Origin of the sequence: Pseudomonas sp. BF-RE-22, assembly GCF_019956155.1 — a bacterium.
GTDB lineage: Bacteria > Pseudomonadota > Gammaproteobacteria > Pseudomonadales > Pseudomonadaceae > Aquipseudomonas > Aquipseudomonas migulae.
This window is the reverse complement of sequence record NZ_JAHBDD010000044.1, coordinates 262,523-275,134: the sequence shown is the minus strand read 5'-3', so window position 1 is coordinate 275,134 and position 12,612 is coordinate 262,523. Positions and strand designations below refer to the sequence as shown.

Annotated in this window: 12 protein-coding genes and 1 tRNA gene; 5 read left to right on the top strand and 8 right to left on the bottom strand. The window is 58.6% G+C overall.

Features of this window, described 5'->3' with window-relative positions; all coding sequences use genetic code 11:
- Position 1 precedes the first annotated feature (1 nt).
- The 4 genes from KGA82_RS21220 to KGA82_RS21205 all read right to left on the bottom strand — a co-directional run bounded on the left by KGA82_RS21220 (position 2) and on the right by KGA82_RS21205 (position 4,184).
- Positions 2-979 carry an ABC transporter permease gene (locus KGA82_RS21220; protein ID WP_008028232.1) on the bottom strand — a complete coding sequence of 326 codons (978 nt, stop codon included), beginning with the start codon at positions 977-979 and terminating at the stop codon, positions 2-4.
- The gene (locus KGA82_RS21215) at positions 976-2,529 is read right to left on the bottom strand and encodes a sugar ABC transporter ATP-binding protein (protein WP_223452315.1); all 1,554 of its coding nucleotides are present in this window, start codon (positions 2,527-2,529) and stop codon (positions 976-978) included. The genes KGA82_RS21220 and KGA82_RS21215 overlap by 4 nt, the downstream gene beginning before the upstream one ends.
- A 56-nt stretch (positions 2,530-2,585) precedes the next feature.
- A complete protein-coding gene (locus KGA82_RS21210; protein WP_008028234.1) occupies positions 2,586-3,539 on the bottom strand; it encodes a sugar ABC transporter substrate-binding protein in 954 nt (317 codons plus the stop codon).
- Positions 3,540-3,725: 186 nt separating this feature from the next.
- Positions 3,726-4,184, bottom strand: a complete 459-nt coding sequence (locus KGA82_RS21205) for a hypothetical protein (protein ID WP_008037574.1) — start codon at positions 4,182-4,184, stop codon at positions 3,726-3,728.
- Positions 4,185-4,538: 354 nt separating this feature from the next.
- Between KGA82_RS21205 and KGA82_RS21200 the strand changes: the two genes are divergently transcribed.
- The 3 genes from KGA82_RS21200 to KGA82_RS21190 all read left to right on the top strand — a co-directional run bounded on the left by KGA82_RS21200 (position 4,539) and on the right by KGA82_RS21190 (position 6,769).
- On the top strand, positions 4,539-5,627 hold the full coding sequence (locus tag KGA82_RS21200; protein WP_008037575.1) for an asparaginase: 1,089 nt from the start codon (positions 4,539-4,541) through the stop codon (positions 5,625-5,627).
- Positions 5,628-5,784: 157 nt separating this feature from the next.
- Positions 5,785-6,075 carry a DUF1654 domain-containing protein gene (locus tag KGA82_RS21195; protein ID WP_008037577.1) on the top strand — a complete coding sequence of 97 codons (291 nt, stop codon included), beginning with the start codon at positions 5,785-5,787 and terminating at the stop codon, positions 6,073-6,075.
- 4 nt (positions 6,076-6,079) lie between these two features.
- Positions 6,080-6,769 carry an endonuclease gene (locus tag KGA82_RS21190; RefSeq protein WP_008028239.1) on the top strand — a complete coding sequence of 230 codons (690 nt, stop codon included), beginning with the start codon at positions 6,080-6,082 and terminating at the stop codon, positions 6,767-6,769.
- A 101-nt stretch (positions 6,770-6,870) separates the two neighbouring features.
- On the opposite strand, the gene KGA82_RS21185 is transcribed toward KGA82_RS21190, so the two are convergent.
- Entirely contained in the window at positions 6,871-7,236 is a 366-nt protein-coding gene (locus tag KGA82_RS21185; RefSeq protein ID WP_223434824.1) for an SPOR domain-containing protein, read from the bottom strand.
- Between the two features lie 250 nt (positions 7,237-7,486).
- Here KGA82_RS21185 and csrA point away from each other — a divergent pair, with 250 nt between their 5' ends.
- Positions 7,487-7,678, top strand: coding sequence for a carbon storage regulator CsrA (csrA, locus tag KGA82_RS21180; protein WP_008028241.1), 192 nt, complete (start codon positions 7,487-7,489; stop codon positions 7,676-7,678).
- Between the two features lie 185 nt (positions 7,679-7,863).
- On the opposite strand, the gene KGA82_RS21175 is transcribed toward csrA, so the two are convergent.
- Together KGA82_RS21175 and KGA82_RS21170 are read right to left on the bottom strand one after the other, a co-directional pair.
- Positions 7,864-8,319, bottom strand: a complete 456-nt coding sequence (locus tag KGA82_RS21175) for a DUF2214 family protein (RefSeq protein WP_008037579.1) — start codon at positions 8,317-8,319, stop codon at positions 7,864-7,866.
- Between the two features lie 282 nt (positions 8,320-8,601).
- Positions 8,602-8,678, bottom strand: a tRNA-Val gene (locus tag KGA82_RS21170).
- A gap of 183 nt (positions 8,679-8,861) precedes the next feature.
- Here KGA82_RS21170 and KGA82_RS21165 point away from each other — a divergent pair.
- Positions 8,862-10,145, top strand: coding sequence for an NAD(P)/FAD-dependent oxidoreductase (locus KGA82_RS21165; RefSeq protein ID WP_223452310.1), 1,284 nt, complete (start codon positions 8,862-8,864; stop codon positions 10,143-10,145).
- Positions 10,146-10,198: 53 nt separating this feature from the next.
- Here KGA82_RS21165 and KGA82_RS21160 read toward each other — a convergent pair whose 3' ends face one another.
- Positions 10,199-12,601, bottom strand: coding sequence for a TonB-dependent receptor (locus tag KGA82_RS21160; RefSeq protein WP_223452301.1), 2,403 nt, complete (start codon positions 12,599-12,601; stop codon positions 10,199-10,201).
- Between the last annotated feature and the right edge of the window lie 11 nt (positions 12,602-12,612).

The following is a 12,612-nucleotide window of genomic DNA, read 5'->3' as shown; positions in this document are numbered from 1 at the left end:
CTCAGGTCCGCCGGCTTGCGCGCTGACTGCGATAGGTATCAAGCACCACCGCCACCACGATGACCGCGCCGGTGATGATGCGTTTGGTCGGCTCGGTTGCGCCGATCTGCGCCAGACCGGCCGCCAGTACCGAGATGATCAACACCCCGAAAAACGTGCTGATGACCGAACCGCGCCCACCCATCAGGCTGGTGCCGCCAATCACCACCGCGGCGATCACTTGCAGTTCCAGGCCGGAGCCGGCATTCGGATCCGCCGCCTCCAGGCGGGAAATCTGGAACAGCGCGGCGATACCGGCCAGTAGCCCCATCAGACTGAACACCAGAATCTTGTAGGGTTTCGGATTGATCCCTGCCAGACGCACGGCTTCTTCGTTGGTGCCGATACCTATCAGGTAGCGACCGAACACCGTGCGAGTCAACACGGCCTGGGCAATGAAGATGATGAGCAAGGCAATGATGAACGACGGCGAAATGCCGAAGGCGATCGGGTTGGACAGCCAGGCAAAGGCATCACCGATATAGGCGGTGCGCGAGCCGGTCATCTGATACGCCACACCGCGCGCCATTTCCAGCACGCCGAGGGAGACGATGAACGAAGGAATCCGCCACGCCACGGTGATCGAACCGGTGATCGTCCCCGCCAATGCGGCGGCCGCCATACCGAGCAATGCTGCCGGCAACACGCTCCAGCCCCAGCCGAGAATCGCCACGCTGACCGTCGACGCCGCGAGTGCCAGCACCGAGCCCACCGACAGGTCGATGCCGCCGATGATCAACACGAACGTCATGCCGACCGCCAGCACCATCAAGTCCGGAATCTGGTTGGCCAGGGTGCTGAACGTGTCGTAAGACAGAAAATGGCTGCTCAGGACCGAGAACAGCGCGACCATCGCCAGCAAGGCACCGGCCAGGCCCAGATAGGTGCCGAGGCCGTAAAAATTGCCACTACGTTTACCGGCAGATGTTGCAGTTTTCATGGAAGATCCCTAGGCGCTGCTTCGTTGAGCAGCGCATCACGTTTTTGATAGCCGGCAAAAGCAGCGGCAAGCAAGTCATCCTGGGTCCAGCTGTCGCGCTCGAATGTCTCGATCAGGCGCCCCGCCGACAGCACGCCGATGCGGTCGCAGATCAGCATCAATTCGCGCAGGTCGCTGGACACCACCACCAGCGCCTTGCCCTGACGAGTCAGCTCACCGAGCAGTGCATAGATGTCGAATTTGGCGCCGACGTCGATGCCGCGAGTCGGCTCGTCGAACAGCAACACCGAACAATCGCGTTCCAGCCAACGGCCGATCACGACTTTCTGCTGATTGCCGCCGGACAACTCCGAGACCAATTGCGTCGGGCTGGAACTGCGGATGCGCATGGCGTCGATCTGACGCTGGGCCAGCGACATCTCGTCACCGTTGCTGACGAAACCGCCGCTGGAAATCTCCGGCATGTTACCCAGGGCAATATTCGCGCTGATTGATTGCGTCAGCAGCAAGCCCTCGCCCTTACGGTCTTCGGTGATCAGGGCAATGCCGTGACCGACCGCGTCCGCCGGCGAACGAATGCTCACGACCTGTGCCGGCGCCCCCAGCGCAACCGTGCCGCTGTCCGCGGTGTCGGCGCCGAAGATCAGGCGTAGCAACTCGGTGCGCCCTGCCCCGATCAAGCCGGAGATCCCGTAGATTTCCCCGGCGCGCACTTCAAAGGAGACGTCGCGTACTTTGTCGGAGCGGGTCAGCCCCTTGACCGTCAACGCCGGCGCGCCGATGTTGCGCGGGCCCATGTCGATGTGTTCACCGAGCTCACGGCCAACCATCAAGGTCACCAATTGCTCACTGTTGTAGTTGGCCATCGGCTCGACGCAAACCAGATTGCCGTCGCGCAACACCGCAATGCGCTGAGCCACCCGCGCCAGCTCTTCGAGGCGATGGGAGATATAGATGATCGACACGCCACGAGCTTGCAGGCGCGTGATTTGCTCGAACAGCATTTCGACTTCACGGGCCGTCAGCATCGCGGTCGGTTCGTCGAGGATCAGCACATGGCAATCGCCGATCAGGTTGCGGGCGATCTCGACCATTTGCTGGTGACCGATGCCCAGTTCGCCGACGAGGGTGTCCGGGTCGATCGCATCGAGCCCGACCTGTGCCATGGCTTCGATCGCAGCCTTGCGCAATTGCTTGCGACTGATCCAGCCGCCGTTGCTGGGCAGGTTATCGAGAAACAGGTTTTCCGCCACCGACAGGGTCGGCAACAGATTGAGTTCCTGCATGACCATTCGGATACCCAGGTCTTCAGCCTGGGTACGGCTGCCGGGGCGGTAATCCTGCCCCTGGAATTGCATCTGGCCGGTGGTCGGGGTGACCAATCCACCAATGATCTTCGACAGCGTGCTTTTGCCGGCGCCGTTCTCGCCGGTCAGCGCCAACACTTCGCCGCGTATCAGCGTCAGGTCGATACCGGTGAGGACAGGCTGCGCGTAGGTCTTGCCGATACCGCTGACCGAGAGGACAGCGTTCGGAGCGCAAACAGACATAAAAACTCTCCATGCGCTCGCCCGGACGGGCGAGCACCGTTGTGTCGCCAGAAGGACTACTTGGTAACCAGCTCTACCGGAGTTTCGATTACGCCGTTGGTGCCGCTGTCGACTTTCTCACCCTTGACGATCTTCAGTGCCGTCTCGATGCCGAACACGGCTTGCCTGGCAGCGAACTGGTCAGCGGTGGCCAGGACACGGCCATCCTTGAGCATCGGCTTGATGGCGTTGATGTTGTCGTAGCCGACCACTTGCACCTTGCCGGCCTTGCCCGCGGCACGCACGGCAGACACTGCGCCGACAGCCATGCTGTCGTTGCCGGCCAGCAGGGCTTTGACTTGCGGGTATTCGCTGAGGATCGACGCGGCGACCTTGTTGCCTTTATCGATTTCCCAATCACCGGATTGCAGGGACACGACCTTGATCTGCGCCGCTTCCATCGCATCCTTGAAACCTGCAGTGCGAGCCTGGGCGTTGGTGGTGGTGGACACACCTTCGATGATGCCGACTTCGTCACCGGCCTTCAGCTGCTTGGCCAGGTACTCACCCACCAGACGCGCACCCTTGCGGTTGTCGGGGCCTACGAACGGAACATTGATGTTTTTGCTTTTGACGACCGCTGGATCCAGCTGGTTATCGATGTTGACCACGGTGATACCGGCATCGATGGCTTTCTTGATCACCGGGACCATGGCCTTCGAGTCAGCAGGTGCGATCACCAGTGCATTGACCTTGGCCAGAATCATTTGCTCGACGATACGTGTCTGGCCCGCAGTGTCCGTTTCGTCCTTGATGCCGTTGGAGATCAGGTCGAAATCGGCGGAGTGATCTTTCTGGTAGGCCTTGGCGCCGTCTTCCATGGTCAGGAAGAATTCGTTGGCCAGAGATTTCATGACCAGCGCGACTTTGGGTTTTTCAGTGTCGGCGAAGGCCGAGGAGACAGGCAACGCGGCGGATGCGGCAGCCAGCATAGCGACAGCGAGAAGACGTCCAGCGAATGGCAGCTTCATGGGTTCACTCCGATCTTATGATTATTCTGAGCAACGCTTGCGCTGGCATAAGTTTCACCGCGTAAACCGATGGAACAAGCCATCGGCAGTGCCGCGCAAACGTTTGCGTAGACCGAACTATGCGAACCCTGCCGCTATTTGTCAACGGCCGAAAAACACGGTTTGTGCTTGCGGTAACAAAACCGCTTATGCCGTGGTGCTGATCACACCGCCCGAGCCGGAGCTCTTGGCCAGTTCCTTGACCAGATTGCCTGTGACTTCCGCCAGCGCCCCGCTGGTGTTGGCAATTTGCCCCTGAATCGACATGACGACATCGGTCTTGGCTTCCGGTGTCGGGTAATTCGCCACTTGAGCCGCCGCCAATTGTTGCTGTTGTTCGCGCAGTTGCTGCTGCAGCTCCTGCATACGCTTGAGCAACATCTTCACCACGACGCTTTGGTCGCTGCCGCTTTCGCTATCGCTTTCCGTTTTCGTTTCGATTACCGCGCCGCCGGTCCGGACCTTGGTGGCGCCACCCTCCTCCTCGGTACCCAACGCCAGTGTCGAAGCCTCGGAAGTTGATTCGCTCAAGGCTTTGATCGTTGCGGTGGATTTGCCACCGATGGTGATTGCGCCTGCATTGGGAAAGCCTATCGAAAACGACATGTGAACTCCTGAAAAAAAAAAGATCCCTCAGAGAGGCATCGACCTGCGCGCAGGTTTCTTTAGCAATGATTTGCCGCCTGGCAAGAAGACCTGTTCAACAGAAGCCGTAGCCCTTTTCGGAGAGCCGAACGCAAATAACAAACATATTCGGAAAACCGGACAACAGGGCGTTTAAACCTCGTTCAACACAATCCGAATAATTGATACAAATCATTGGGTTAAAGCTATTTTTTATTTCCAGGTATGACTGGTACAGATCCTGCTCCCTCTCATTCACCCCAGACATTCAGATCTGTCCGGGGCGCATCTAGATGAACCTGCATCCGCACCGTCTCACTACTAGAGAGAAAAATAATGACATCTGCTTTCAAGACTTTTGTTCCGGGCGCCTTGGCCCTCCTGCTACTCCTTCCGACAGCCCTTCAGGCGAAAGAAGTCGAAACCAAACAGAAACTGGCGAACGTGGTGATCCTGGCCACCGGCGGCACCATTGCCGGCGCGGGCGCCAGCGCCGCCAACAGCGCGACGTATCAAGCGGCGAAAGTCGGCATCGAACAGTTGATCGCCGGCGTTCCGGAACTGAGCCAATTGGCCAATGTTCGCGGCGAACAGGTCATGCAGATCGCCTCCGAAAGCATTACCAACGACAACCTGCTGCAACTGGGTCGTCGCGTGGCCGAACTGGCTGACAGCAAAGACGTCGATGGCATCGTCATCACCCACGGCACCGACACCCTGGAAGAAACTGCCTACTTCCTGAACCTGGTGGAAAAAACCGACAAGCCGATCATCGTCGTGGGCTCCATGCGCCCAGGCACCGCGATGTCCGCAGACGGCATGCTGAACCTGTACAACGCCGTGGCCGTGGCCGGCAGCAAAGACGCGCGCGGCAAAGGCGTACTGGTGACCATGAACGATGAAATCCAGTCGGGTCGCGACGTCAGCAAGATGATCAACATCAAGACCGAGGCGTTTAAAAGTGCCTGGGGTCCTCTCGGCATGGTGGTCGAAGGCAAATCCTACTGGTTCCGCCTGCCGGCCAAGCGCCACACCATGGACTCGGAGTTCGACATCAAGAACATCAAGAGCCTGCCTGACGTCGAAATCGCCTATTCCTACGGCAACGTGAGTGATACCGCCTACAAAGCGCTGGCTCAATCCGGCGCCAAAGCCATCATCCACGCGGGCACCGGCAACGGTTCGGTGTCTTCGCGCGTGGTTCCAGCCTTGCAAGCCCTGCGCAAGGATGGCGTGCAAATCATTCGTTCCTCCCACGTCAACGCCGGTGGCTTCGTATTGCGTAACGCCGAACAGCCGGACGACAAGTACGACTGGGTTGTTGCCCATGACTTGAACCCACAGAAGGCTCGTATCCTGGCCATGGTCGCGCTGACCAAGACCAATGACAGCAAAGAACTGCAACGGATGTTCTGGGAATACTGATTCGCCCTCGCCCGACCGGTTCCGGTCGGGCACCGCTTTCACCACTCGCCCGCTACGGCGAGTGGCCTCCTATCTGATAAAAAAATCTCCTTCGTCCTACACCAATCGGGAAAAACTGCTGTCAGAGGATTTTCTTGAATTTTAAGCAGTTGCGAAAATGCCTACAGTTAAATACTGTATGCACGTACAGCTTAATAAGGACAATTCCGTGGCCACCACCTCTGCCTCTCCTGATGCCTATGTACGCATGGGTATGCGCGTTCAGAAAATCATCAACTCCCCCACCGCCCAGAAAGCCAAGGCGGCCCTGATCTTCCGACTTCCGGACGAGCCAGTGGATGAGTGGGAGCAACTACTCGAAGAAATCGACGAAAACGACAACGTCACCCTCGCCTACCGCGACGATGGCGGTGTGCAGATTTTCTGGGTTGTGCCGAAGGAAGATTGAGTCAATGAGTGTCCGTTTTTTTGCTTTGCTGTTTTTGCTCTTCGCGATGGGCGCGCAAGCTGACGCCCCGCGCACCTTCAACGAAGCCAAGAAAGTCGCCTGGAAGCTGTACGCCCCGCAATCCACCGAGTTCTATTGCGGCTGTAAATACACCGGCAACAAGGTGGACCTGTCGGCCTGCGGTTATGTGCCACGCAAAAATGCCAAGCGCGCTTCGCGCATCGAGTGGGAACACATCGTCCCCGCCTGGCAGATCGGCCATCAGCGTCAGTGCTGGCAGGAAGGCGGACGCAAGAACTGCACGCGCTACGACCCGACCTACCAGAAGGCCGAGGCCGACTTGCATAATCTGGTGCCGAGCATCGGCGAGGTGAATGGCGATCGCAGCAATTTCAGTTTTGGCTGGTTGCCGGAGCAATCGGGCCAATACGGTTCGTGCCTGACCCAGGTCGACTTCAAGGCCAAAAAGGTCATGCCCCGCCCTTCCATTCGCGGAATGATCGCGCGGACGTACTTTTACATGAGCAAGCAGTACGGTTTGCGCCTGTCGAAACAGGATCGGCAACTGTACGAAGCATGGAACAAAACCTATCCGGTACAGGCCTGGGAACGTCAGCGCAATCAGAGCGTGGCGTGCGTGATGGGGCGCGGCAACGAGTTTGTCGGGCCGGTGGACATGAAAGCTTGCGGTTAAGCGCTTGTTGAAAACAAAAAGGCCTGGGGTTGAATGCCCCAGGCCTTTTTCGTTTTCAATCGTGCTGCTGGCGCCCAAGCGTTTGGGCGGTCGATGACGTCTTACTGAGTCACCGGATGCTCGATGACCAGCAGTTCGATGTTCTGTTTTTTCGCCCGGGTCAGCGCCGCGCGCACTTCTTCCTGCTTGGCTTCAGCTTCGGCTTTGGAATTGAATGGCCCCATCAGGATGCGGGTCTTGCCATTTTCCTTGATCACGCTGGAAACGAAACTGTGCTCGATCAGCCAGCCACTCAGGTCGCTGACAGCCTGGGTTATTTCACCTCGCACTTCCAGATCCCACTGCGGCGCAGATACCGCCGCTGGCGCTGCCGCCACGGCTGGCTGCGGCTTTGGCGCATCAGCGCGCTTATCCTCACCGCATCCCGCCAATGCCAGTACTGCGATTACCAAAGCCATTTTGCGCACAACGCTTCCCTCTGAATGCTGAAAGCGGAGATTTTAACACCCATGAATACTTCTCGAGTGCCGCAAAATGGGCGCAAAACAACGAGAATCATGGAGGCGGCCTCTGTATAGTTACGCCTTGGGAATCAATGCAGCATCTGCGCGTCAGAAAGAGGCACCCAAACCGTGAAACTTCGCACTAATCTATAGATACCACCGACCTCTGCACTGTCCGAATCAGGTGCCCTACAAAGCAATCAAGGAGAAGACCATGCTGATACTCACCCGCAAAGTCGGTGAAAGCATAAATATTGGCGATGACATTACGATCACCATTCTGGGCGTAAGCGGCCAGCAAGTCAGAATTGGCATCAACGCCCCGAAAGACGTTGCGGTACACCGCGAAGAAATCTATCAGCGCATTCAGGCAGGCCTGACCGCCCCGGACAAGCCACAATCCTGAATCCTGCTGCAGTCAGTAGCCAGCCTGTTCGCCCCCGAACCACGGCTGGCTAAAGATTCACGCACAGCGATCACTCCTGCATCCCGCCCCATCCCCGAACGTGAAGCCGATACTACCGGCATGTCTCACGTCATGGCTGTCGGACGTTTCGGATTAAGCCTGGGAAAGTATGCATTCGTACTCGGCTAACCAAACGTCACTCCCCGCGCCATGCCCGTGGCTGCCACGACCATCAACATCACCAGCAGCGCTTCGATATGGCTGATCCGCGCGAACAGCTTCGCACGACTGGCATCAATGGCTGCGCCACGCGCCTGCGCAATCCGCCATTTGATCAGGGTGATCATCGGCGCAATTTCAAGCAGCAGAATCAGAACGAAAAGTGTCATCTTCAGATGGAACAATGGCTGGTGAAGATAGTAGTCAGTGCCCTTTTCGTACCCGGCAAAGGCTCGCATCCCACCGGTGATCAGCAGAATGACCGCTGAAATGCCCCACAGATTATCTGCAATCAAGACGCTGCGCGCCTCACCCAGCCCCGCGGCCAACCGCCGAAAAGCGCTGCCGCGGGTCAGTACGGCCCAGAAACCCAGGGCGTAAGCCAAGAGATGAATCGCCGCAAAAAACCAGTGGGCAAGCATCGAGATACTCCAGTCAGGTTTGAGTTGGATCAGCCTGTCAGTAGTAGCCCATTAAATCGGGGATTGCCTGCTCAGCGGTTATCGCTTGCACGGGTGGTGATTGCTGGCCCTCTCCTCGGCATCCTCGTCGAATGAAGCAACAAAGCAATAACCCCCCCCTCAAAGCCGAGAGGGCACCGAGATACGCCCAGGATGTGCAACCTTTTTGCAAATCGCAGACAACAAAAAAGGGCCCACCTTTCGGTGAGCCCTTCTAGACCGCCCAGCAGAGCGGATTTTGTTTGGTAGGCGCGATTGGACTCGAACCAACGACCCCCACCATGTCAAGGTGGTGCTCTAACCAACTGAGCTACGTGCCTGCTGTGAGGCGGCATTCTACGGAATTCCGGAGGGGTGTCAACACCTTTTTTCGAGCTAACCCTATGAATATGCAAAATATTTAATTTCGCGGCTGCAAAGAAGATTTTGTGGTGGCTGGCGGTCGATTTTTAACTCGGGTAGGATCGATGCACTCGTAAAATATATTAAACAGAGGCAGCAGGATGGCGAACACACCCTACCCAGAGTCCTACTACGCCGCATCGGCCAATGCGGTTCCGCCGCGCCCGGCCCTGCAGGGTGATGTAGAGACTGATGTCTGTGTGATCGGTGCCGGTTACACCGGCCTGTCCTCGGCCCTGTTTCTGCTGGAAAACGGTTTCAAGGTCACAGTGCTGGAAGCCGCCAAGGTGGGGTTCGGTGCATCGGGTCGTAACGGTGGCCAGATCGTTAACAGTTATAGCCGCGACATCGATGTGATCGAGCGCAGCGTTGGCCCCAAGCAGGCGCAGTTGTTGGGGCAGATGGCGTTCGAGGGTGGACGGATCATTCGTGAGCGGGTCGCCAAATATAATATTCAGTGCGACCTGAAGGACGGTGGTGTGTTCGCCGCGCTCACCGGCAAGCAGATGGGCCATCTGGAATCGCAAAAGCGTCTGTGGGAGCGTTTTGGTCACACGCAACTTGAGCTGCTGGATCAACGCCGCATTCGTGAAGTGGTGAACTGCGAGCAATACGTTGGCGGCATGCTCGACATGAGCGGCGGGCACATTCATCCGCTGAACCTGGTACTCGGCGAAGCCGCGGCGGTCGAGTCGTTGGGCGGCACTATCTATGAGCAGTCGCCGGCGGTACGCATCGAACGCGGCGCAACCCCGGTAGTGCACACGCCTCAGGGCAGGGTCAGGGCCAGGTTCATCATCGTAGCGGGCAACGCGTACCTCGGTAATCTGGTGCCAGAATTGGCAGCCAAGTCGATGCCGTGTGGAACGCAGGTGATTACCACCGAGCCATTGGGCGAAGCGTTGGCCAAGAGCCTGTTGCCGCAGGATTACTGTGTCGAAGACTGCAACTACCTGCTCGACTATTACCGACTGACCGGCGACAAGCGCCTGGTTTTCGGCGGTGGCGTGGTGTACGGCGCGCGGGACCCGGCGAATATTGAAGCGATCATCCGACCGAAGATGCTCAAGGCTTTCCCGCAGCTCAAGGACGTGAAGATCGATTACGCCTGGACCGGCAATTTCCTGCTGACCCTGTCGCGTCTTCCGCAGGTCGGACGCCTGGGCGACAACATCTACTACTCCCAGGGTTGCAGTGGCCACGGCGTGACGTACACGCACCTGGCAGGCAAGGTGTTGGCCGAAGCGTTGCGCGGCCAGGCTGAGCGTTTTGACGCATTTGCCGACTTGCCGCACTACCCTTTCCCCGGCGGGCAATTGCTGCGCACACCGTTTGCGGCGTTGGGCGCCTGGTACTACGGATTGCGAGACAAGTTCGGCTACTGAGCAACACCGCACTACTTTGTGGGAGCGAGCCTGCTCGCTCCCACAGGTCCGATTCAGAAATCGACAGTCGCCGAAAGCAAGTACGTGCGCGGCGTCGACAGCGTCAATCCCGGCTCGCTGTCATCCGACGCCCCGGCCGAACTCCAGTAGCGCTTGCCCGCCACGTTCTCGATGTTGGCGCGCAAGGTGATGTTCTTTTCCTCGACCTTGAACGCGTAGCGGGCGCCTACATCAAAACGCTCCCACGAATCGATTTCCTTGACGTTGGACTGGTCCAGATACTGCGAGCTGGAATAGATGCCGCGACTGGTCAGGGTCAGCCCCTGCAAGGTCGGCACATCCCACTCGGCGCCGAGGTTGACGTTGTATTCCGGCGTTGCTGGCGCACGGTTACCGTCGAAGGTGCCGTTGGCGGTATCAGTCAACTCGCTGTCGATGTACATGACACCGCCGAGCAAGCGGAAACCCTTGAGCGGCTCACCGAACACGCTCAGCTCCACGCCCTCGTTTTGGCGCTTGCCGTTCGGGCCGAAGACGCGGGTCGTGGCGTTGGTTTCATAGGCCGGCTGCTTGATCCGGAACACTGCGGCGGTGACGGCAAACGCACCTGCGTCATACTTGGCGCCAACCTCGACCTGACGGCTGATAAACGGCGGGAATATTTCGTCCTCGTTCACTGAAGTCGATGGCGCGATCTTGCCCTGGCTCAAGCCTTCCATGTAGTTGGCGTACAGCGACAGCTTGTCGGTTGCCTTGAAGAGGATGCCGCCCGACGGCGAAACCTTTTCTTCATCGTAGGCCGTGTCGCCTTTGACATTGTCAGTCCAGTCATCAACCTTCACCCGCTGCCAGCGGGCGCCGAGGGTCAGCAACAGGCGATCATCGAAGAACCCCAGCGTGTCGGACAGCGCCAGACCGCTGAAGCGGTTCTCGGTGTAGACCTTCGAATCGAGTCGAGTGGGCCTGACAGGTGTCGCTGTTACCACCGGGTTATAGAGGTTGCTGTTGGCCGTGGCATAACGGGCGCCGCCATTTTCGAAATCCATGTAGAAATAGCTGGCAGCCAGGTTGACTTCATGGCTCACGGGCCCGGTATGGAACCAGTTGCGCACCCCGGCGGTAGCCGTCCGGACACTTTCGTCACGGGTGAAGTCACGGGGTTGAACGCTGAAGTCGCCCCGGTTGTTGGTGACCGCAACGGCATGACGGAGGAAGTCATGTTTGCTTTCGCGCGCGCCCACACCGCCGTACAGCATCACGTTATCACTGACATCGAATTCGCCGTTCACTGTGCCGAACGTGTCGTTGGTACTCGCCTTGCTCCAGGGCTGCGCATAGTTGTGGCGGACATCGCTGGCATGCGGAACCTGTGCGGCGGCGCCAACTTGCACGCGCTCCTGCGGGGCGTCGGTATCGCGCTCGGTGCGCCCCAGGTTAGTCGAGAGTCGTAGGCGCTCACCGCGAAAATCCAGCCCCAGCACGGCCATCTCGCGGTCGACATTCTGGTGATCCCATTCGGTATCGCCGGACTGTTTTACGCCGTTGAAACGAATGCCGAACTTGTTGTCTTCACCGAAGCGTCTGCCGATATCCACGGCACCGCCGGTCTGGCTGTCGGACGCGTAGTTGCCGGTAAACGAAGTGATCGGCTTGTCAGTCGCGCGTTTGGGCACCACGTTGATCCCGCCACCCACGGCACCTCGCGGCGAGATGCCGTTGATGAGCTGGCTCGGGCCTTTGAGAATGTCGACGCGGTCGGCCATCTCCATGTCGATCGTATAGGTCGGCAAAACGCCGTAGAGGCCGTTGTAGGCGACATCACTGTTGAACAGGCTGAACCCGCGAATGGTGAATTGCTCATAGCGCCCACCGGCCGGGTTGGTGGCGCGAACGGAAGGATCGCTGGCGATCAGCTCGCCCAGGGTACGTGCCTGCAAGTTCTTGACCGCCTCACTGGTGTAGGTGGTCATGCTGAACGGCGTTTCCATGAAGTCTTTCGAGCCCAGCAAACCTTGCGAGCCGCGACGCGCAACCTGACCGCCGGCATACACCTCGCCGTCCGCCCCGCCGGTGGCACCAAGAATCGAGGTCGGGGCCAGTTGCAGGCTGCTGCCTTCTGGCGCCGGGGTCAGGATGTACGCCTGCTCGCCCACCGCTTGCAACTGCAGACCGGAACCCTGCAACAGTCGCGCAAAGCCCTCCTCGACCGCGTAATCGCCAGACAGGCCGGTACTGTTGCGACCGCTGACCAGCGCCGGATCAACCGAGAGATTGACCCCAGACAACCCCGCGAAACGGGTCAGCGCATCACTCAGGCTGCCGGCAGGCACCTGATAATTGCGTCGGGCACTGTCTTCGGCCCAGCTTGCGGTTATGAACAATGGACTGGCACTCAGGCCCAACAACAGGCTCAGGTGCAACAACGGACGCAGACGCGGATAACAAGGTGCAGGCATTGAATTTGCTC

Bases quoted from the DNA above. Each gene is read 5' to 3' on its own strand.
- KGA82_RS21215 (WP_223452315.1), bottom strand. From the start codon at position 2,529: ATGTCTGTTTGCGCTCCGAACGCTGTCCTCTCGGTCAGCGGTATCGGC.
- KGA82_RS21200 (WP_008037575.1), top strand. From the start codon at position 4,539: ATGACATCTGCTTTCAAGACTTTTGTTCCGGGCGCCTTGGCCCTCCTG.
- KGA82_RS21160 (WP_223452301.1), bottom strand. From the start codon at position 12,601: ATGCCTGCACCTTGTTATCCGCGTCTGCGTCCGTTGTTGCACCTGAGC.
- csrA (WP_008028241.1), top strand. From the start codon at position 7,487: ATGCTGATACTCACCCGCAAAGTCGGTGAAAGCATAAATATTGGCGAT.
- KGA82_RS21210 (WP_008028234.1), bottom strand. From the start codon at position 3,539: ATGAAGCTGCCATTCGCTGGACGTCTTCTCGCTGTCGCTATGCTGGCT.
- KGA82_RS21195 (WP_008037577.1), top strand. From the start codon at position 5,785: ATGCCTACAGTTAAATACTGTATGCACGTACAGCTTAATAAGGACAAT.
- KGA82_RS21165 (WP_223452310.1), top strand. From the start codon at position 8,862: ATGGCGAACACACCCTACCCAGAGTCCTACTACGCCGCATCGGCCAAT.
- KGA82_RS21175 (WP_008037579.1), bottom strand. From the start codon at position 8,319: ATGCTTGCCCACTGGTTTTTTGCGGCGATTCATCTCTTGGCTTACGCC.
- KGA82_RS21205 (WP_008037574.1), bottom strand. From the start codon at position 4,184: ATGTCGTTTTCGATAGGCTTTCCCAATGCAGGCGCAATCACCATCGGT.
- KGA82_RS21220 (WP_008028232.1), bottom strand. From the start codon at position 979: ATGAAAACTGCAACATCTGCCGGTAAACGTAGTGGCAATTTTTACGGC.
- KGA82_RS21190 (WP_008028239.1), top strand. From the start codon at position 6,080: ATGAGTGTCCGTTTTTTTGCTTTGCTGTTTTTGCTCTTCGCGATGGGC.